This is a genomic window from Streptomyces sp. NPDC058307 (assembly GCF_042880295.1).
Taxonomy (GTDB): domain Bacteria; phylum Actinomycetota; class Actinomycetes; order Streptomycetales; family Streptomycetaceae; genus Streptomyces.
Window position 1 is genome coordinate 1 of sequence record NZ_JBHVYZ010000103.1, and the last position, 20,496, is coordinate 20,496.

General features: G+C 70.9%; 11 protein-coding genes and 1 pseudogene. 10 read left to right on the forward strand and 2 right to left on the reverse strand.

Annotated elements, in window-relative coordinates:
• Positions 1-1,621, forward strand: a 1,621-nt coding sequence (locus tag ACFVYN_RS39305; RefSeq protein ID WP_390007269.1) for an IS200/IS605 family accessory protein TnpB-related protein, incomplete at its 5' end; no start/stop codon positions are given.
• A gap of 5 nt (positions 1,622-1,626) precedes the next feature.
• On the opposite strand, the pseudogene ACFVYN_RS39310 reads toward ACFVYN_RS39305, so the two are convergent.
• Positions 1,627-2,067: pseudogene (locus tag ACFVYN_RS39310) on the reverse strand (ATP-binding cassette domain-containing protein); the annotation flags it as partial.
• 206 nt (positions 2,068-2,273) lie between these two features.
• On the opposite strand from ACFVYN_RS39310, the gene ACFVYN_RS39315 reads away from it, so the two are divergent.
• The 7 genes from ACFVYN_RS39315 to ACFVYN_RS39345 all read left to right on the forward strand — a co-directional run bounded on the left by ACFVYN_RS39315 (position 2,274) and on the right by ACFVYN_RS39345 (position 14,227).
• Entirely contained in the window at positions 2,274-4,049 is a 1,776-nt protein-coding gene (locus tag ACFVYN_RS39315) for an ABC transporter ATP-binding protein (protein WP_390007272.1), read from the forward strand.
• Positions 4,046-5,920: an ABC transporter ATP-binding protein gene (locus tag ACFVYN_RS39320; RefSeq protein ID WP_390007274.1), complete on the forward strand. Its 1,875-nt coding sequence runs from the start codon at positions 4,046-4,048 to the stop codon at positions 5,918-5,920. Before ACFVYN_RS39315 ends, ACFVYN_RS39320 begins: the two co-directional genes overlap by 4 nt.
• A gap of 16 nt (positions 5,921-5,936) precedes the next feature.
• Positions 5,937-7,628: an ABC transporter ATP-binding protein gene (locus ACFVYN_RS39325; RefSeq protein ID WP_390007277.1), complete on the forward strand. Its 1,692-nt coding sequence runs from the start codon at positions 5,937-5,939 to the stop codon at positions 7,626-7,628.
• On the forward strand, positions 7,625-9,379 hold the full coding sequence (locus ACFVYN_RS39330; protein WP_390007280.1) for an ABC transporter ATP-binding protein: 1,755 nt from the start codon (positions 7,625-7,627) through the stop codon (positions 9,377-9,379). Before ACFVYN_RS39325 ends, ACFVYN_RS39330 begins: the two co-directional genes overlap by 4 nt.
• Before the next feature lie 266 nt (positions 9,380-9,645).
• A complete protein-coding gene (locus tag ACFVYN_RS39335; RefSeq protein WP_390007282.1) occupies positions 9,646-11,694 on the forward strand; it encodes a M4 family metallopeptidase in 2,049 nt (682 codons plus the stop codon).
• A gap of 284 nt (positions 11,695-11,978) precedes the next feature.
• Complete coding sequence (locus tag ACFVYN_RS39340; protein ID WP_390007285.1) at positions 11,979-13,646, forward strand: M4 family metallopeptidase; 1,668 nt, start codon at positions 11,979-11,981, stop codon at positions 13,644-13,646.
• 71 nt (positions 13,647-13,717) lie between these two features.
• On the forward strand, positions 13,718-14,227 hold the full coding sequence (locus ACFVYN_RS39345) for a DUF1990 domain-containing protein (protein ID WP_390007288.1): 510 nt from the start codon (positions 13,718-13,720) through the stop codon (positions 14,225-14,227).
• Between the two features lie 31 nt (positions 14,228-14,258).
• On the opposite strand, the gene ACFVYN_RS39350 is transcribed toward ACFVYN_RS39345, so the two are convergent.
• Positions 14,259-16,877, reverse strand: coding sequence for a glycosyltransferase family 1 protein (locus tag ACFVYN_RS39350; RefSeq protein ID WP_390007290.1), 2,619 nt, complete (start codon positions 16,875-16,877; stop codon positions 14,259-14,261).
• Positions 16,878-17,209: 332 nt separating this feature from the next.
• On the opposite strand from ACFVYN_RS39350, the gene ACFVYN_RS39355 reads away from it, so the two are divergent.
• Both ACFVYN_RS39355 and ACFVYN_RS39360 read left to right on the forward strand, forming a co-directional pair.
• Positions 17,210-18,412 carry a S8 family peptidase gene (locus tag ACFVYN_RS39355; RefSeq protein ID WP_390007292.1) on the forward strand — a complete coding sequence of 401 codons (1,203 nt, stop codon included), beginning with the start codon at positions 17,210-17,212 and terminating at the stop codon, positions 18,410-18,412.
• Positions 18,413-18,602: 190 nt separating this feature from the next.
• A partial coding sequence (locus ACFVYN_RS39360) for an alpha-1,4-glucan--maltose-1-phosphate maltosyltransferase (protein WP_390007294.1) occupies positions 18,603-20,496 on the forward strand: 1,894 nt, incomplete at its 3' end.

Consider the following 20,496-nt stretch of genomic DNA (forward strand, 5'->3'; position numbering starts at 1 on the left):
GCGGGAGCTTGCGGCGTCGTTCGTCGTGCCCGGCCCTGCGGGGGTGGCGGTCCGGACCCGGCTCAAGCAGCTCACGCCCGCCGATGAGAAGGTCCTCGCGCTGGTCGGCGCGCACCTCGGATCCCTCGCCTCCCGGGACCTTAAGGTGCGCTGCTCGCAGGGCCTGGAGCACTCCGCACAGACCTGGGCGGCTCGTAAGCGGGCTTTGACAGCGGTGTCGTCGTCCCGGTGGGCGGGTTCGCTCACCAAAGCCACGCACGATCAGTGGGCGCTGGCGCGCCGTGGCCGGCTCGCGCACATCCAGTCTCTTGAGGCGGGGATCCGCACGATCACGCACCGGTTGTCGCTGCCGGTCGGTGCGAACGGCTCGAAGAACACGCCGGGCGGCTACCGCAGCAAACGCGAGTGGCATGCCAAGTCCCGCCGTCTGCATGTGCTGGAGGACCGGCTGGAGCGCGCGCGGGCCGACTGGGAGGCCGGGATCGTGCACGTCGTACGCGGTGGCAAGCACCTGGCCCGCGCCCGCCATCACCTGCCCGACGCGCAGCTGACCGAGGACCAGTGGCGGCGGCGTTGGGAGGCGGAGCGCTGGTTTTTGCAGGCGGATGGCGAGTCCGGGAAGCGGTACGGCAACGAGACGATCCGTATCAGCCCGGACGGCGAGGTCAGCATCAAACTCCCTGCCCCGCTGAGGGAATTGGCCAATGCCCCGCACGGCCGGTACATCCTCACGGCGAACGTGCGGTTTCCGCACCGGGGGCAGGAGTGGGCGGACCGGGTGGCGGCCAACCGGGCCGTCGCCTACCGCATCCACTACGACACGGCACGGGGCCGCTGGTATGTGACCGCGTCCTGGCAGATCCCGGTCTCCCACACCGTGCCGCTGGCCGCCGCCCTCGCGCACGGTGTGATCGGCGTCGACATGAACGCCGACCACCTCGCCGCATGGCGCCTCGATGCCCATGGCAACCCGACCGGGAGCCCCCGCCGATTCTTCTACGACCTCACCGGCACCGCCGATCACCGTGACGCCCAGGTCCGCCACGCCCTCACCCGGCTCCTGCACTGGGCCCGCACCTGCGGCATCACGGCCATCGCCGTCGAAGACCTGGACTTCACCGCGGAGAAAACGCGCGAGAAGCACGGACGTAAGCGCCGCTTCCGGCAGTTGATCTCCGGCATGCCCACCGGCAGACTCCGCACCCGGCTGACCTCCATGGCCGACCAGACCGGCATCACGATCATCGCGGTCGACCCGGCCTACACCTCCAAGTGGGGCGCCCAGCACTGGCAGAAGCCCCTCACCAGCACAAACCGCAAAACCACCCGTCACGATGCGGCGAGCATCGCGATCGGCAGGCGCGCCCAGGGGCACCCGATCCGGCGACGGACGACACCGCCCCCACACGACCGGAGTGATCGTGCGGGGCATCGGACCGTCCAGGCCGACCGGCGTGTCCCTGGGCGTGAGGGACCCCGCCCTCCCCTTCCCGGACCCCGGACACGATCCGTCGGCGCCGGATGCGGAGTGAACGCGGGCGACCAGAACGCCCAACACCGTTCGGGGCGTTCGGCTGAGCATGAATCCTGGCAACAGGAATCACTCCCGCTCAGTCTCTAGGAACGGTTGCCGACGAGGGCGAGCGCGATGAACAGGCGCTGCCTCTGGCCTCCGGAGAGCTTGCCGAACCGGGTGGTGAGCTTCTGGGTGAGGCCCAGGCGCTCGGCCAGCGGCCGCCAGTCGAGCGGCTTGTCGTGGAACGCGGTGTACAGCTCCAGGGCCTCGCGGACGGTGAGCTTGGCCTGGAGTTCGCTCTCCTGGAGCTGGGCGCCGAGGACGCGGGCCACCCGCGCGTGGTCGGCGACGGGGTCGAGCCCGGTGACCCGGACGCGGCCCGCGTCGGGGATCCGCAGGCCCTCGACGCACTCGACGGTGGTGGTCTTGCCGGCGCCGTTCGGGCCAAGAATTCCAAAAATCTCGCCCTCCTCGACGGCGAAGGAGACACCGTCGACGACGGCCCGGCCGCCGTAGGACTTGCGCAGTTCGCTGACTTCGATGACGGACATGGCACCAGCGTCCCGGGCCGGGCCCCACCGCCACATCGCCCGTCGCGCTCGTCCCGGCATCAACCGATCGGTGGATGCGGCCGTACGACCCCGCCGGTACTTCCTGTACGACCCCTCGAACACGCAGGTCGTAGGACCAGCGGCCGATCCGGGTCCGGCCAAAACCAGGTGGGCGTTGTCAGTGTCGGTCCGTAGGCTCGCGGTTGATGGCCCTCACACATGCAACCACCAAGAACCGATCAGCCGTACGGTCCCTGCTGCGCCTGTGGCCGTACGTCCGCCCGGTCCGGGCGCGGCTGTTCACCGCCGCGTCCGTCGCGATCCTCGCCTCCTGTACGGGGCTGGTGATCCCGCTCGTCCTGAAGTGGATGGTGGACGGCCCGGTCGCCGACGGGGACACGGCGGGCGTCTGGCGCGGAGCGCTGTACCTATTGCTGCTCGGGTTCGCGGAGGCACTGCTGTTCGGGCTGCGGCGGTGGCTGGTGGCGAGACCGCTCTCCCATGTGGAGGCGGAGATGCGGGCGGGCCTCTACCGGCACCTCCAGCGCCTCCCGGTGGCCTTCCATGACCGCTGGGCGTCCGGCCAGCTGCTGTCCCGGGCCACCACGGACCTCATGCTCCTGCGCATGTTCCTCGCCTTCCCGCTGACCTTCCTGCTGGTCAACGCCGTGACGATCGTCGTCGGCGTGGTCATCATGCTGCTCCAGGACTGGACGCTCGGGCTGGTGATCCTGGGTCCGGCCATCCCCGTGATGATCACGTGTGTGGTCTTCGAGAAGCGGTACCACCGGGTGGCGCGGCTCGCCCAGGACCAGGTCGGCGACCTGACGACGGTCGTCGAGGAGAGCGTGCTCGGCATCCGCATCATCAAGGGGTTCGGACGACACCGGTCGCAGGCCCGGGCGTTCCGCGAGCTGACCGGGAAGCTGCGGGGAACCGAGCTGCACAAGGCGCGGCTGCTGGCCACGATCTGGGGCGTGATCACCACCCTCCCCGAGGTGGCCATCGGCGCGGCCCTGGTGCTGGGCTGCGTGCAGGTCGCGGACGGGGATTTGTCGGCGGGAACCCTGGTCGCCTTCCTGTCGACGGCACTTGCGCTCAGGTGGCCGGTGGAGTCCATCGGCTTCCTCCTGGCGATGACCCAGGAGGCGGTGACGGCGACGGAGCGCTATTTCGAGGTGATCGACGAATCACCGGAGCAGGAGGACGCGCCTCTCGGCCCCCGCCAACCCGCACCCGACGACGAGGGCCTCCGGTTCCACCACGTCCGGTTCCGCTACCCCGACGCCCCCGAGGACTCCCCGCCCGTCCTCGACCGCATCGACCTTCACATCCGTCCCGGCGAGTCCATGGCCCTGGTCGGCACGACCGGCAGCGGCAAGACGACCCTCACCGCCCTCGTCCCCCGCCTCCATGAGGTGACATCGGGCCACATCACCCTGGACGGCGAGGACATCACCGCGATGCCGAGGGAAACGCTGCGCGCCCTCGTCGCGGTCGCCTTCGAGGAACCCACCCTCTTCTCGGCCAGCGTCAAGGACAACGTCCTGCTGGGCATGGACGAACAGGAACTGGACCGCGCCCTCGCCGTGGCGCAGGCCGACTTCGCGCACGCCCTCCCCCACGGCACCGACACCCGGGTCGGCGAACAGGGCCTCAGTCTCTCCGGCGGGCAGCGCCAACGCCTCGCCCTCGCGCGGGCCGTGGTCGGCAAGCCCCGGTTCCTCGTGCTCGACGATCCCCTGTCCGCGCTGGACGTGCACACCGAGGCCGCCGTGGAGGCCGCGCTGCGTGACGTCCTCGCGGACACCACCGCGCTCATCGTGGCCCACCGCCCCTCGACCGTGCTGCTCGCCGACCGCGTCGCGCTGCTGTCCGACGGCCGTATCACCGCCGTGGGCACCCACCACGAACTGCTCAGCACCAACGCCGAGTACGCCCACCTCATGTCCGGTACCGGGGAAGCGGAGGACGACCGATGACGGCCCCCACCACCAAGGCCCCCACCAACGCCCCCACGGCGAGCGACGAGCCGGAACCGACCCGCCACGAGGACGCGGTGGACGCCTTCGACCACGACGTCCTGCCCACACCCCCGCGGGCCACCTCCCTCCTGCTGCGCTCCCTGCTCGCCCCGATGAGGGCGCGGGTCACCCTCACCACGTTCCTGCTGCTGCTCCAGCAGGCGGCCGTGCAGGCGGGTCCGCTGCTGGTGGCCTACGCCATCGACCGCGCGGTGCCCGCGTTCCGGGACCACGACAACGGCCCGCTGATCGCGGTCGGCGTCGGCTATCTGCTGTGCTCGCTGGCCTCCGGCGGGCTCCAGTACGCGTTCATCCTGGTCTCCGCGCGCGTCAACCAGGACGTGCTGCTCGACCTGCGCGGCCGGATCTTCCGCCATGCGCAGGCGCTGAGCATCGACTTCCACGAGCGCTACACCTCGGGCCGGCTGATCTCCCGTTCGACGACGGACGTGGAGTCGCTGCGCGAACTGCTCAACGAGGGGCTTCAGGAGCTCGTCACCGTCATCCTGTCGTTCCTCTACATCTCCGCCCTGCTGCTCTGGCTGGACCTCGGGCTCGGCGCGGTCGCGGTGGCGTCCTTCGTGCCGCTGTACCTGCTGGTGCGGGTCTACCGGCAGCGCGCGGGGCGGGTGTACCGGAAGCGGTCGACCGCGATCGCCGCCGTGATCGTGAAGTTCGTGGAGACGATGAACGGCATCCGGCCGGTGCGCGCGTTCCGCCGCGAAGCGGCCAACGACGCCGAGTTCGCCGTGCTGAACAAGCGGCACGAGCGGGTCAACGGCGACGCGCTGCTGGAGATGGCCCGCTATGTCGTCGGGTCCCGGCTGGTCGCCAACACGGCCGTCGCCGGGATCGTGCTGTGGGGCGCCTACCGGGTGGCGCAGGACTCGCTGGAGCTGGGTGTGCTGGCCGCCGCGGTGCTGTATCTGCGGCGGCTGTACGACCCGATCGACCGGCTCGGGATGTTCCTGAACTCCTACCAGTCGGCGGCGGCCTCCCTGGAGAAGATCGCGGGCCTGCTCGCCCAGACCCCGACCGTGCCCGAGCCGTCGGCACCCAGGCAGCTCCCGGCACTCGAGTCCGCGGACCGTCCCGGCCGCGAGGTCGTCTTCGACGGGGTCTCGTTCGCCTACCGCACCGGCGGCGAGGTGCTGCCCCGCTTCGACCTCACACTCCCCGCCGGACAGACCGTCGCGGTGGTCGGCTCGACCGGCGCCGGGAAGTCGACGCTCGCCAAACTCCTCGCCCGGTTCTACGACCCCTCCCAGGGCCGCGTCCTCCTGGACGGCGTGGACCTGCGCGAGCTGGCCGTGCCCGAGCTGCGGCGCGGGGTGGTCATGGTGACGCAGGAGGCGTTCCTGTTCTCCGGCACGGTCGCCGAGAACATCGCGCTCGGCCGCCCGGACGCCGGCCGCGAGGAGATCGAGCGGGCCGCGAAGGCGATCGGGGCGCACGACTTCATCAGCGCGCTGCCCGACGGGTACGACACCGACGTACGCAAGCGCGGCGGCCGTATCTCGGCGGGGCAGCGTCAGCTCGTGGCGTTCGCGCGGGCGTTGCTGGCCGATCCGGCGGTGCTGATCCTGGACGAGGCGACCAGTTCGCTGGACATCCCGGGCGAGCGGGCCGTGCAGCGCGCGATGGCCACCGTCCTTAAGGGCCGTACGGCCGTGGTGATCGCGCACCGGCTGTCGACCGTGGAGATCGCCGACCGGGTGCTCGTCATGGAGCACGGCAGGATCGTCGAGGACGGCACACCGGCCGAACTCGTCGCGGGCACGGGCCGGTTCGCGGATCTGCACCGGGCCTGGCGGGACAGTCTGGCGTGAACGACCAGGGGGACGTGTGATCGACGCGTACGAGGATCCGGGCACGCCGGACGTCCGGGGCGGCTGGCGGTATCTGTGGTGGCTGGTGCGCTGCCAGCCGGGGCGGTCCGTGGCCGGGGCACTGCTGGGCAGCACCTGGATGGTGCTGCTGGCGGCGACGCCGTATCTGATGGCGAAGGCGATCGACGAGGGGCTGGAGCCGGGGAACTGGGCGGCGCTGGCCGGCTGGAGCTGCGCGCTGTTCGCGGTCGGTTCGTTCAACGCCTGGCTGAGCATCATGCGGCACCGCACGATGACCCGGGTGCGGATGGACGCCAACTTCCGCACGGTCAAGGTGGTCGTCGGACAGGCGGTCCGGCTCGGCGCCGCGCTCTCGCGCCGGACCGGGGCCGGTGAGGTCGTCACGATCGGCGTGGGCGACGTGCAGACGATCGCCCAGGCCCTGACCGTCGTCGGCCCGGGCGTCGGAGCGTGCGTCGCCTATCTGACGGTCGCCGCGCTGCTGGTCTCGGTCTCCCCGGTCCTCGCGACCGTGGTCCTCCTCGGCATTCCGGCCATCGTCCTCCTCGTGGGCCCCTTCCTCTCCCCCCTCCAGGGCGCCGAGACGGAGTACCGCGACCGCCAGGGCGTCCTCACCGCCCGTATCGCCGACCTCGCGGGCGGCCTGCGCGTCCTCAACGGCCTGGGCGGCAAGGGCCTGGTCGCCGACGCCTTCCACCGTGACAGCCAGCGGCTGCGGGCCCAGGGCTACCGGGTCGGCGCGGTCACCAGCTGGGTCCAGGCCCTCGGCGTGGGCCTGCCCACCCTGTTCCTCGCCGTCGTCACCTGGCTCGCGGCCCGCCTGGCCGCCGAAGGTGACATCACCGTGGGCGAGTTGGTGGCGGTGTACGGCTATGTCGCGGTCCTGGTGGGGCCGGTGGCGTTCTGGGTGGAGTGCGGGTACCAGCTGAGCCGGGGGGTGGTGGCGGCGCGGCGGGTCGTCGCCTTCCTGTGCCTGGAGCCGCTGGAGGACCGGGGCACGCGCGATGCTCCCGCGGAGCCCTCGGTACTGCACGACCCGGAGTCGGGCGTAAGCATCCTGCCGGGCCGTCTGACGGCACTGGCCTCGGCCCACCCCGCGGACACGGCGGCGGTACTGGACCGCCTGGCCCGCTACACGCCGTCACAGGCGACCTGGGCCGGAGTCCCCCTGGACGAGATCCGGCTGCCCCACATCAGGGAGCACATCCTGATGGCGGACCACGAGGCGGACCTGTTCGCGGGCACCCTGCGCGAGGTGATCCTGGGCGCGGACCGCGACCCCGCGGCCGCCCTGCACGCGGCCGTGGCGGACGACATCGTCCAAGGTCTCCCGGACGGCCTCGCCTCCCCGATCGACGCCCAGGCCCGCAACCTCTCGGGCGGTCAGCGCCAACGCGTCCGCCTGGCGAGAGCCCTGCTCGCCGACCCCGAAGTCCTCCTGGCCACGGAACCCACCTCCGCCCTGGACGCCCACACGGAAGCCCTCGTGGCCGAACGGCTGCGCGCGGCCCGAAAGGGCCGCACCACAGCCGTCACCACGACCTCCCCCCTCGTCCTGGACCACGCCGACACCGTCCTCTACCTGGTCGACGGCAAACTCGCGGCGAGCGGCACCCATCAGCAACTGCTCGCGACGGAACCGGGATACCGCGCGCTGGTCGCCCGGGACGTGGAGGTCGTGAAGTGAGCAAGGGCCATCTGCCGGTCGCCGATCAGGCGACCGTACGGCGCGCGTCCGCCCGGCTGATCCGCAAGGACGCCCGCGCCTTCACCGCCGTCCTCGCCCTGAACGCACTCGCCGCGCTCACCGGTCTCGCCGGTCCGTGGCTGCTCGGCCGGATCATCGACGAGGTGCGCGCCGGTGCGGGCGTGGCCGCGGTGGACCGGCTCTCCCTCGTCCTCGTGGGATGCGCGAGCACGCAGCTCCTCCTGGCCCGCTGGGCCCGCTACGTCGGCCACCGCTTCGGCGAACGCACCCTGGCCCGGGTCCGCGAGGAGTTCGTGGACCGCACGCTCGCCCTGCCCGCCTCCGTCGTGGAACGCGCCGGCACCGGTGACCTGACCGCCCGCGGTACCGCCGATGTCGCCACCGTCGGCACCACGCTCCGCGACGCGGGCCCCGAACTGCTCATCAACTCGGTGCAGTTCGTGTTCCTGCTCGCCGCGGTGTTCGTCCTGGACCCGCTGCTCGGCGCGGTCGGCGTGTTCGGTCTGCTGCCCATCTGGTTCGTCCTGCGCTGGTATCTACGCCGGGCCAGGGACGGCTATCTGGCCGAGGGCGAGGCCACCTCCGACGTCGCCGAGATCCTCGCGGCCACCGCGTCCGGCGCCCGCACGGTCGAGGCGCTGCGCCTGGAGGAGCGGCGCGTCCGGGCGAGCCGGGAGGCGCTCGACACGTCCCGCCGCACCCGGCTGTACACCCTCTACCTGCGCAGTGTGTTCTTCCCTGTGGTGGAGGTGGCGTACATCCTGCCCGTGGCCGGGGTGCTGCTGGTCGGCGGAATGCTGCACGCGCGGGGTGTGATGAGCCTGGGCTCGGTCGTGGCGGCGGCCCTGTATCTGCAGCAACTGGTCAATCCGCTCGACCAGATCCTCGTGCGGGTCGAGCAACTCCAGTCCAGCGGCGCCTCCTTCGCGCGCGTCGAGGGGCTCGCCGTGGCCCCCCGGGCCGACTCCGAGGACTCCCCCGTCCCCGCCGGTGACCGCATCGACGTGACCGGCGTGCGCTACTCCTACGGCCGTGGCGGCGAGGTCCTGCACGGCGTCGACCTGACCGTGCGCCCCGGTGAGCGGCTCGCGGTGGTCGGCCCGTCCGGCGCCGGGAAGACCACCCTGAGCAGGCTGCTCGCGGGCGTCGACGCGCCGACCTCCGGATCGGTGACCGTGGGCGGGGTCCCCGTCGTGGGCCTGGGCCCCGAGCAGCTGCGCCGCCAGGTGGTCCTGGTCACCCAGGAGCACCACGTCTTTCTGGGCACGGTCCGCGACAACCTCCTCATCGCCGAACCCGGTGCCGGGGACGAGGAGTTGTGGGCCGCCCTGACCGCCGTAGGGGCCGACGGCTGGGTGCGGGAGCTGCCCGAGGGGCTCGACACCGCGCTCGGCGAGGACGGCCGCCGTACGGACGGCTCGCAGGCGCAGCAACTCGCCCTGGCACGGGTGGTGCTGGCGGACCCGCACACACTGATCCTCGACGAGGCGACCGCGCTCCTCGATCCCACGACCGCGCGGCACACCGAGCGCGCCCTCGGCGCCGTACTCGAAGGGCGCACGGTCATCGCGATCGCGCACCGGCTGCACACCGCGCACGACGCGGACCGGGTGGCGGTGATGGAGAACGGCAGGCTGACCGAGCTCGGCACGCACGAGGAGCTGGTGGCGGCGGACGGGGCGTACGCGGCGCTGTGGGGATCGTGGCACGGAGAGCCGGGCGGCAGCTGACCCCACAGGACCGTATATCGAACATGAACTACCGGACAACGAACTGTTTCCGGCCAACTTTCTGACGCGCTCCTGACAGTACGGGCTTTCCGGTGCCACTCTTCCCACGGCCGCTTCACAGCAACCTCACAGATCTCTCGCTGTGTTCCGATCCGTGTTCCGATCAGCGGCCGCCCGCACCTCGTTCCGCGTACCGCCCGGACGGTCGACCCACCGTCCGGTCTCCCCTGGCCGCGCGATCCGCGGCCGCGCAGAAGGAGTCAGTGTTGAGAGACAGGTCCTCCCACAGACGCACCCCCCACACCCTGCACCGCAAGGCCGCCGCCGTGGCCCTCGTCGGTGTCTCCGCCCTGATCGCCGCGGCCGTCCAGTCGGGCGCCGCCACCGCAGCCCCGGCGAAGGCGCCGTCGGCCGCGGGCAAGGTGATCCCGGGCGCCGAGTCCCTCAAGCTCACCCCCGCCCAGCGCGCCGAGCTGATACGCCGGGCGAACGCCACCAAGGCGGACACCGCCAAGGACCTCGGCCTCGGCGCCAAGGAGAAGCTCGTCGTCCGTGACGTCGTCAAGGACGGCGACGGTACGCTCCACACCCGCTACGAGCGCACCTACGACGGCCTGCCGGTCCTCGGCGGCGACCTCGTCGTGGAGACGACGAAGTCCGGTGCGACCGAGGGGGTCGTCAAGGCGACCACCAAGGCCGTCAAGCCGGCCACCACGACCGCGGCCCTGCCCGCCGCCAAGGCCGAGAAGCAGGCACTCACGCTCGCGAAGGCCGCGGGCGCCGACAAGGCCGCCACCCACAGCGCCCCGCGCAAGGTGATCTGGGCCGGCAGCGGCACCCCGACCCTCGCGTACGAGACGGTCGTCGGCGGTCTCCAGGAGGACGGCACGCCGAACGAGCTGCACGTCGTCACGGACGCGGCGACCGGCGCGAAGCTCTTCGAGTACCAGGGCATCGAGACCGGCACCGGCACCACCATGTACAGCGGCACGGTCACCCTCGGCACCACGCAGTCCGGGTCGACGTACAACCTGACCGACGGGGCGCGCGGCGGCCACAAGACGTACAACCTCAACCACGGCACCTCCGGCACCGGCACCCTCTTCTCGGGCCCCGACGATGTCTGGGGCAACGGCAGCGCCTCCAACGCGGAGACGGCCGGCGCCGACGCGCACTACGGTGCCGCGCTCACGTGGGACTACTACAAGAACGTGCAGGGGCGTTCGGGTATCCGCGGTGACGGGGTGGGCGCGTACTCCCGGGCCCACTACGGCAACAACTACGTCAACGCGTTCTGGGACGACAGCTGCTTCTGCATGACGTACGGCGACGGGTCGGGCAACACCCACCCGCTGACGGCGATCGACGTGGCCGGTCACGAGATGACCCACGGCGTCACGTCGAACACCGCGGGACTCAACTACTCGGGCGAGTCCGGCGGGCTGAACGAGGCGACCTCCGACATCTTCGGCACGGCCGTCGAGTTCTACGCCAACAACTCCTCCGACGTCGGTGACTACCTCATCGGCGAGAAGATCGACATCAACGGCGACGGCACCCCGCTGCGTTACATGGACAAGCCGAGCAAGGACGGCGCGTCGAAGGACAGCTGGTACTCGGGGATCGGGTCGGTGGACGTCCACTACTCGTCCGGCCCGGCGAACCACTTCTTCTACCTCCTGTCGGAGGGCAGTGGCACCAAGACCATCAACGGTGTCACCTACAACTCCCCGACCTCGGACGGCCTCCCGGTCACCGGCATCGGCCGGGACAAGGCGGAGAAGATCTGGTTCCGCGCGCTGACCACGAAGTTCACGTCGACGACCAACTACGCGGCGGCCCGCACCGGCACCCTCGCGGCGGCCGGTGAGCTGTACGGCACGACGAGCGCCGAGTACACGGCCGTGGCGAACGCCTGGGCGGGCGTGGCGGTCGGCTCGCGTCCCGGCGGTGGCGGCGGTGGCGGCACCTCGTTCGAGTCGACCACCGACGTATCGATTCCGGACAACGGGGCGGCGGTCAATTCGCCGATCACCGTCTCGGGGCGTACGGGCAACGCGCCCTCGAACCTCGCCGTCGCGGTCGACATCGTGCACACCTACATCGGTGACCTCCGGGTGCAGCTGATCGCCCCCGACGGCACGGCGTACACGCTCAAGGCGTACGGCACCGGCGGCAGCACCGACAACCTCAACACCACGTACACGGTGAACGCATCCTCCGAGGTCGCCAACGGGACCTGGAACCTGCGGGTCCAGGACAACGCGGCCCAGGACACCGGTTACATCAACGGCTGGAAGCTGACCTTCCCGTAGGTCGGCACGCACACGGTCAGGACTCCGCCCCGGTGGTTCGACTCCCCGGGGCGGCGTCCTCTTTTTACCAGTCCATGACCGACGTCTTGTTCGAGCTTTGCCCAGGTCAACTCGGTTTACATGCCTGCAATGTTCACCCGTTGGTCGACTTTCGGCCAACATCACTTGGGGGTCATGACATGTACGCGCCTTGATGCCACGCTTCCTCACAACCGCCGCACAACTTCACAACCACCCCGGAGGGCAACCCCACGCCGTCCGGGCTCCCCCACGAAGGAGCTTGTGTGACCCCCCTCTACGCGCGTCACAAGCGCACCACCCTGGCCATCGCCACCGCCGTCGCGGCCGGGGCCCTTCTCACCACCGGTCTGGCCACCGGCAGTGCCTCCGCCCTGACCCCGGCGGAGAGCACCGGCAAGGCCACCCTCGCGGGCGCCCCGGTCCAGCTGTCCGCGGCCGCGCGCACCTCCCTCATCAAGGAGCAGCAGGCCGACGCCGGCACCACGGCCAAGGAGATAGGCCTCGGCGCCAAGGAGAAGCTGGTCGTCAAGGACGTCGTCAGAGACGCCGACGGCACGGTCCACACCCGCTACGAGCGCACCTACGACGGCCTGCCCGTCCTCGGCGGCGACCTGGTCGTCCACGAGTCGAAGTCCGGTGCCACCGAGGGCGTCTCCAAGGCGACCAAGGCCACCATCAAGGTCGCCTCGCTGACCCCGAAGGTCACCGTCGCCAAGGCCGAGACACAGGCCCTGACCGCCGCCAAGGCCGCGGGCTCGGACAAGGCCGCCGCGGACGGCGCGCGCAAGGTGATCTGGGCCGGCTCGGGCACCCCCGTCCTCGCCTACGAGACGATCGTCGGCGGCTTCCAGGACGACGGCACCCCGAACCAGCTGCACGTCATCACCGACGCCGCCACCGGCAAGAAGCTCTTCGAGTACCAGGGCATCGAGAACGCCACCGGCACCGGCAAGAGCCTGTACTCGGGCACGGTCAGCCTCAGCACCACGCAGTCCGGCTCGACGTACAACCTCACGGACGCCACGCGCGGCAGCCACAAGACGTACAACAAGTCCCACGGCACCAGCTCGTCGGCGGGCACCCTGTTCACGGACGCCGACAACGTGTGGGGCACCGGCGCGGCCTCCAGCTCCGCCACCGACCAGACCGCGGCCGTGGACGCCACCTACGGCGCCCAGGAGACGTGGGACTTCTACAAGTCCACGTTCGGCCGCAGCGGCATCAAGAACAACGGCGTCGGCGCGTACTCCCGTGTGCACTACGGCAACCAGTACGTGAACGCGTTCTGGGACGACAGCTGCTTCTGCATGACGTACGGCGACGGCGAGGGCAACGTCAGCCCGCTGACCTCGCTGGACGTGGCCGGCCACGAGATGAGCCACGGCGTCACCTCGAACACGGCGGGCCTGAACTACTCCGGCGAGTCCGGCGGCCTCAACGAGGCCACCTCGGACATCTTCGGCACGGGTGTCGAGTTCTACGCGGCCAACTCCAACGACGTCGGTGACTACCTCATCGGCGAGGAGATCGACATCAACGGCGACGGCACCCCGCTGCGCTACATGGACAAGCCCAGCAAGGACGGCGGCTCGGCGGACTCCTGGTCCTCCTCGGTCGGCAACCTGGACGTCCACTACTCGTCGGGCGTGGCGAACCACTTCTTCTACCTGCTGTCCGAGGGCAGCGGCGCGAAGACCATCAACGGCGTGTCCTACAACTCGCCGACGTCCAACGGCTCCACGGTCACCGGCATCGGCCGCGCCAAGGCGCTGCAGATCTGGTACAAGGCGCTGACGACGTACTTCACGTCGACGACCAACTACAAGTCGGCCCGCACCGGCACGCTCTCCGCGGCGTCCGCCCTGTACGGCTCGACCAGCGCGGAGTACAAGGCGGTGGCGGCGGCCTGGTCCGCGGTCAACGTGAGCTAGTCTCCGCCAGAGCTCGACGGGCGGCACCCGGGACGAAGGCATTCCCGGGTGCCGCCCTACTCTTGGGTCCCATGTCCTTCACGTACGACGACGTCGGCGCGACCCGGCGGAGCGGATTCTGCCCGCCCGGCTTCCACCCCCTGCATGTCCGCACGCGCATAGGCGAGGGCCACGACGTCTTCCGGAAGGCCTCCGAGGCGGTCCTGACCTGGGAGATGCACCGGGCCCTCGGCGTCGGCATCGACGCCTCCGCGGACCGCGCGGCCCCCGACGTGGACGTGACGGTCACCCTGGCCGGCGTCATCAAGGCCCCCTGCCGGGTGGTCTGGACGCTGGAGGAACACCGCCGCGCGGGCTGGGCCTACGGCACTCTGACCGGCCACCCCGAATGCGGCGAGGAGTCCTTCGTCGTCGACCGCACGGGCGACGGCACGGTGTGGCTGACGGTGTCGGCGTTCAGCAGGGGCGCGAAGTGGTACTCCAGGGCGGGCGGCCCGGCGACCCGGGGTCTGCAGCACGCGTACGCGCGCAAGTGCGGGACGGTGCTGCGCAAGCTGTGCGGCGGAGAGGACGCGGGCTGAGCGGAAGCCGCCCGGCCCGCGCCCCCTCAGCTCACCGCAGGAGCACCCCCGCCCCCTCCACCACATCCTCCGAAGGCACCGCCACCATCCCGAGCTCCGCGCCCGACGCCAGCAGGCGATGCGTGGGCAGGATGCGGACCGTGTAGCCGAAGGGGCCGGTGCGGTCCAGGGACAGGGGGCCCTCGTAGACCCAGCGGCCCTCCGGGTCCGGGCCGGCCACCGGCTTCAGCGGGACCGTCGCCGCGTCCGCGATGCGGTCCTCCTCGTCCACCCGGCCGGAGACCGCCTGGACCTCCACGTCGTCCGGGCCGAGCGCGCCCAGACCGACCCGGACCCGCAGTCCCAGCGTGGTGCCGAGTTCGGCCGTGGTCGTCGCCACCGTGGTCTCCACGTGGTCGACCGTCACGCCGTGCCACTGCGTCCGGACCCTGGCCTTCCACTCCGCCAGTTCGCGCGCCGCGTCGGGGACCATCGTGCGATGGGCCTCGGCCGCGGGGGCGTAGAGGCGTTCCACGTACTCACGGACCATGCGGCCCGCGAGGACCTTCGGGCCGAGCAGGGTGAGCGTCTGGCGGACCATCTCGATCCAGCGGTCGGGCAGGCCGCCCTGGCCGCGCTCGTAGAAGCGGGGCGTCACCCGCTGCTCGAGGAGGTCGTAGAGGGCGTCGGCCTCTATGTCGTCACGGCGGTCGGGGTCGGTCCCCACGCCGTCCGCGGTCGGGATCGACCAGCCGAAGTCGGGCTGGAACCACTCGTCCCACCAGCCGTCCAGGACGGACAGGTTCAGGCAGCCGTTGAGTGCCGCCTTCATCCCGCTCGTCCCGCACGCCTCCAGCGGCCGCAGCGGGTTGTTGAGCCAGATGTCGCAGCCCGGGTACAGCTTCTGCGCCATCGCCATGCCGTAGTCCGGCAGGAACACGATCCGGTGGCGCACCCGCGGGTTGTCGGAGAACCGCACCAGCTCCTGGACCAGCCGCTTTCCGCCGTCGTCCGCCGGGTGCGCCTTGCCGGCCACCACGATCTGGATCGGCCGCTCGGGGTGCAGCAGCAGGTCCATCAGACGGTCGCGGTCCCGCAGCATGAGGGTCAGCCGCTTGTACGACGGGACGCGGCGCGCGAATCCGATCGTCAGCACATCGGGGTCCAGGACGCCGTCGATCCAGCCCAACTCGGCTGTACCGGCACCGCGTTGACGCCAGGACGCGCGCAGCCGGTCCCGTACCTCCATCACCAGCTGCTCGCGCAGCGAACGGCGCAGCTCCCAGATGTCCTGGTCGGGGATGTCTCCGACGGCGTCCCAGCGGTCCGAGCCGCCGACGGTCAGCGCGTCCTCGGTGCGCTGGGCGCCGATCTGCCGGGCGCCGAGCCGGAACACCTCGGGGGCGACCCAGGTCGGGGCGTGCACCCCGTTGGTCACGGAGGTGATCGGCACCTCCTCGGGGTCGAATCCCGGCCAGAGTCCGGAGAACATCTCCCGGCTGACCTGCCCGTGCAGCAGCGAGACGCCGTTGGCGCGTTGGGCGAGCCGCAGACCCATCACGGCCATGTTGAAGAGGTTGGGTTCGCCGCCCGGGTAGGTCTCCATGCCCAGCGCCAGGATGCGGCCCACGTCCATGCGCGGGAGTTCGGCGTCGGGGCCGAAGTGCCGGGCGACCAGTTCGCGGTCGAAGCGGTCGATGCCGGCCGGGACGGGGGTGTGCGTGGTGAACACGGTCCCCGCCCGGACCGCCTCCAGACCGGCGTCGAAGTCGAGCCCCTGGTCGCAGAGTTCGGCGATCCGCTCCAGACCGAGGAACCCGGCGTGCCCCTCGTTGGTGTGGAAGACCTCGGGGTCGGCGTGGCCGGTCAGCCGGCAGTACGTCCGTACGGCCCGGACGCCCCCTATGCCGAGCAGCATCTCCTGGAGCAGCCGGTGTTCGCTGCCGCCGCCGTACAACCGGTCGGTCACCCCGCGTTCGCCGAGGTCGTTCTCCTCGACGTCGGAGTCCAGCATCAGCAGGGGCACGCGGCCGACCTGGGCGAGCCAGATCCGGGCGTGCAGCTGCCTGCCGCCGGGCAGGGCCAGCGACACCTGTGCGGGGCTGCCGTCGGCCTCCCTGAGCAGTGCCACCGGCAGCTCGTGGGGGTCCAGTACCGGATAGTGCTCCTGCTGCCAGCCGTCCCGGGACAGGGTCTGGCGGAAGTAGCCGTGGCGGTACAGCAGGCCCACACCGATCAGCGGTACGCCCAGGTCACTGGCGGCTTTGAGATGGTCGCCCGCCAGGATGCCCAGACCGCCGGAGTACTGCGGCAGGGCGGCCGTGACGCCGAACTCGGGCGAGAAGTAGGCAACGGCGGCGGGGAGTTCACCGGTGTGGGCCTGATACCAGCGCTCACCGGTGACGTAGTCGTGGAGATCGTCGGCGGCCGCGGTGAGCCGGCGCAGGAAACGGCGGTCCTCGGCGAGTTCGGCGAGCCGGGCGGGGCGCACGCTGCCGAGCAGCCGTACGGGATCACCGCCTGAAGCGGCCCAGCGCTCCGGATCGACGGACTGGAAGAGATCGCGGGTCTCCGCGTGCCAGGACCAGCGCAGATTGCGCGCCAGATCACTCAGGGGCCGCAGGGCATCGGGGAGTACGGGTCGGACGGTGAATCGACGGATCGCCTTCACATTCCACCTCGGCGAGCGAGCGGAGTGGGACACACGGCGGTGTGCGTCCCGTCTTCAGCCCTGACGGTATCCGTGCGGAGGGAGTTGTAACCACGGCGCGGTTCACAGCAGAACGCCGTGTCGCCCTCAAGCCGTCCGGGATCGAACCGTCCGGAAATCGCCGCAACCTCCCCACCTCCCCCCATAGCCGATATGGCCGATTACACCCCCGTAGGCGTCCTTGTGGTCCTGCACCCCGCACGAGAGGCTGCCCCATGGCGTACCGCCCGGCGCCGGGTGAATCCGGCGCGCCGCGGCTGCCGTACGCCGAGGTGAGGAGGGGAACTCAAGTCATGGCACGGACGCGAGATCGGCGTCTGCGCTGGGTGGGGGGTCTGACCGCGGCGAGCTGTGCCGCCGCTCTTTCGGCCATCACCCTGCCCGCGCACGCCGCGCCTGAGGGGCGGATAGTCGGGGCCGGGGAGCCCGGTTCCGTCAGCGGGAGTTACCTGGTGACACTCAAGGGGGGAACGGAGGCCCGGTCGGCGGCCGGAAAAGACCTCGCCGGGAAGTACAGGGCGAAAATCAGCCATACCTACGGCACGGTGCTCAACGGCTACGCCGTCCGGGCCGACGAGAGACAGGCCGGGCGGCTGGCGGCGGACCCACGGGTCGCCTCGGTCGTCCAGGACACCCGGGTGACCCTGGAGGGCACCCAGAAGAACCCGCCGTCCTGGGGCCTAGACCGCCTCGACCAGCCGAGGCCGTCGCTGGACAGGTCCTACACCTGGCCGCGGTCCGGGGGCGCCGGGACGACGGTGTACGTGATCGACACCGGCATCCGGATCTCCCACAAGGACTTCGGAGGCCGGGCGTCCTACGGCTGGGACTTCGTCGGGGGCGACCGCTCGGCGGGTGACGGCAACGGCCACGGCACCCATGTCGCGGCCACCGTCGCCGGCACCGGATACGGCGTCGCGAAACGCGCCGAGGTGGTCGCCGTACGCGTCCTCGACAACACCGGATCGGGCACGATCGCCCAGGTCATCGCTGGTATCGACTGGGTGACGAAGCACGCGCGCAAGCCGGCGGTCACCAACCTCAGCATGGCCGGCTATCACAGCGCCCCGCTGGACACCGCGGTCCGCACCTCCATCGCGTCCGGGGTGACCTACACGGTCGCCGCGGGCAACGACGGACGGTCGGCCGGGCTGTACTCGCCCGCCGACGTACCCCAGGCGATCACGGTCGGCGCGACCGACACGACGGACGCACGGGCGGGCTTCTCCAACTACGGATCGGCCCTCGACCTGTTCGCACCAGGTGTATCCATCGCCTCGGCGGGCATCAGCGATGACACCGCCAGGGCGATCTACTCGGGTACGTCGATGGCCGCCCCGCACGCGGCGGGCGCGGCCGCGCTCTACCTGGCCGACCGTCCGAGGGCCACTCCGGAACAGGTCGGCAAAGCGTTGGTCAAGCTGGCGGCGTCCGGAAAAGTGTCCGGTCGGGGGGCCGGTTCGCCGGACAGACTTCTCCAGGTGCCCGGTTCCTAGGGGAAGCGTCCGCAAGTCGGCCCCGTTCGGCCAGAACGGGGCCGGTTTTGTGTAAAGACATACGCGTGAGTAGTTAGCAAAGTGCCGGATTGCTCACCCGAATAGGGTGGGAAGGCTCCTGCGGTAGACGCCTCAGGACCCCCTCCCACATCCATCCGCCCACCCGAAGTCGACGCGGACAGGAGCGGTCATGCCCGCCACGCACCACCAGTCAGCACCCCTGACGTCCACCACACGCCCCGTCGACCCGGGCCCGCCGCCCCAGGAGCGACCCTCCACGGAAGCGGGACCGGCCACGGCCGTCGGGCGCATACCCGTCCTCGACGTCCGCCCGGTCGTCCAGCGAGGACGCCGGCCCGCCAAGGCGGTCACCGGCGAGACGTTCGAGATCTCGGCCACCGTGTTCCGTGAGGGTCATGACGCGGTCGCCGCCAATGTCGTACTGAGGGATCCGGAAGACCGCGCCGGACCCTGGACCCCCATGCGCGAACTGACACCCGGCACCGACCGCTGGGGGGCCACCGTCACCGCCGGGACACCCGGACTGTGGACCTTCACCGTCGAGGCCTGGGGCGACCCCATCACCACCTGGCGGCACCACGCCCAGATCAAGATCCCGGCCGGCATGGACACCGAACTGGTCCTGGAGGAAGGCGCCAGGCTCTACGAACGAGCCGCTGCCGGGGTCCCCGATGACGGACGGGGCGGCGTGATCCTCGCAGCCGTCCGCGCCCTCCGCGACGAGACCCGGCCGGCCGCCGCCCGCCTCGCCGCCGCCCTGACGCCCGAGGTGGACGCGGTACTGGCGCGGTATCCGCTGCGGGAGTTGATCACGGCGTCGGAGACGTTGCCGCTGCTGGTGGAGCGGGAGCGGGCGCTGTTCGGGTCCTGGTACGAGTTCTTCCCGCGTTCTGAGGGCACTCCGGAGCGGCCGCACGGCACGTTCCGCACGGCGGCCCGGCGGCTGCCGGCGATCGCCGCGATGGGCTTCGACGTGGTCTACCTGCCGCCGATCCATCCGATCGGCACGACGTTCCGCAAGGGCCGCAACAACACCCTGTCCGCCGGCCCGGACGATGTGGGCGTGCCGTGGGCGATCGGTTCGCCGGAGGGCGGGCATGACGCGGTCCACCCGGATCTGGGCACGATCGAGGACTTCGACTGGTTCGTGCAGGAAGCCGCCGCGCAGGGTCTGGAGATCGCGCTGGACTTCGCCCTGCAGTGCTCGCCGGACCATCCCTGGGTGCACAAGCACCCGGAGTGGTTCCACCACCGCCCGGACGGCACCATCGCCTACGCGGAGAATCCGCCGAAGAAGTACCAGGACATCTACCCGATCGCCTTCGACGCGGACATGGACGGGCTGATCGCGGAGACGCTGCGGGTGCTGCGGCACTGGATGGACCACGGGGTGCGGATCTTCAGGGTGGACAACCCGCACACCAAGCCGGTGGTGTTCTGGGAGCGGGTGATCGCCGACATCAACGCCACCGACCCGGACGTGATCTTCCTGGCGGAGGCGTTCACCCGGCCGGCGATGATGCACACCCTGGCCCAGATCGGCTTCCAGCAGTCCTACACGTACTTCACCTGGCGCACCACCAAGGAAGAGCTCACCGAGTACCTGACGGAGCTGTCGGGTGAGGCGGCCTCCTACATGCGGCCGAACTTCTTCCCCAACACCCCCGACATCCTGCACGAGTTCCTCCAGCACGGCGGCCGCCCGGCCTTCGCGCTGCGCGCGGTCCTGGCCGCCACCCTCTCCCCCACGTGGGGCATCTACTCCGGCTACGAACTCGCGGAGAACACCCCGGTGCGCGAGGGCAGCGAGGAATACCTCGACTCGGAGAAGTACCAGCTCAAGACGCGCGACTGGGACCGCGAGGACAGCCTCGCCCCCCTGATCACCCAGCTCAACACCATCCGGCGGGACAACCCGGCCCTACGGCAGCTGCGTGACCTCCACTTCCACCACGTGGACAAGGACGAGGTGATCGCGTACTCGAAGCGGAGCGGCTCGAACACGGTTCTGGTGGTCGTGAACCTCGATCCGCACCACACCCAGGAGGCCACGGTCTCGTTGG

Excerpts from the sequence above, each read along its gene's own strand:
- ACFVYN_RS39315 (WP_390007272.1), top strand. The coding sequence starts at position 2,274 with ATGGCCCTCACACATGCAACCACCAAGAACCGATCAGCCGTACGGTCC.
- ACFVYN_RS39345 (WP_390007288.1), top strand. The coding sequence starts at position 13,718 with ATGTCCTTCACGTACGACGACGTCGGCGCGACCCGGCGGAGCGGATTC.
- ACFVYN_RS39320 (WP_390007274.1), top strand. The coding sequence starts at position 4,046 with ATGACGGCCCCCACCACCAAGGCCCCCACCAACGCCCCCACGGCGAGC.
- ACFVYN_RS39355 (WP_390007292.1), top strand. The coding sequence starts at position 17,210 with ATGGCACGGACGCGAGATCGGCGTCTGCGCTGGGTGGGGGGTCTGACC.